Raw genomic sequence first — 598 nt, forward strand, 5'->3', positions numbered from 1 at the left:
CTGATGAGCGAGGACATGGAGGTGCGCAACTTCGCGCTCAATACCCGGCGCTCGCAGCAGGTTTCGCTGTTTGCACGTCACTTCGGCAGGTCTTCGGACGGTTGGTGGCGCCGATGTCGCGAACCCGACAAAGGATCGCGGCCATTCCGCCATTCCAGCGGGCGCGCGCGTGTCACTCTTGCTAAGTAAGGAGCACCGCACGTGGCACGCCAATTGCTGGGATGATGAGCAAGAGCCGCCGCGACAAACCGGTCGTAACGGCCCCATCCCAAGATCGCAGGTTACATTGGAGAGCGAGCTATGTTGTCCCAGTTTGAAAACCAGTCCATAAACCAAGAGGTCGCTAGGCTCAATCTGCCGAACTCTCGGATCAAGCACTTCGCGCCGGCTAGCTACGCACAAAACGGAGAAGACGTTATTATCGAAGGAATATTGACTGCAAAACTCTGCAGGAACCAAAGGTCTTGGGCAAGTGTGTTCTATGTCGAGATCGGCGCTAATCACCCCATCTCTACCTCAAGTACCTATCTTATGTACCAAAGAGGTGCGCGGGGTGTTCTGGTTGAACCCAATCCTGAATTGGAAGCGCTGATCCGCA

2 pseudogenes are annotated in these 598 nt (G+C 55.5%); both read left to right on the top strand.

What is annotated here, in order from left to right:
- Positions 1 to 3: 3 nt before the first annotated feature.
- A pseudogene (locus tag AC0L3N_RS33945) lies at positions 4 to 99 on the top strand (integrase); the annotation flags it as partial.
- Between the two features lie 201 nt (positions 100 to 300).
- Positions 301 to 598 (top strand): annotated as a pseudogene (locus AC0L3N_RS33950) (hypothetical protein); the annotation flags it as partial.

The sequence above is a fragment of the Mesorhizobium sp. WSM4807 genome, from assembly GCF_055811615.1.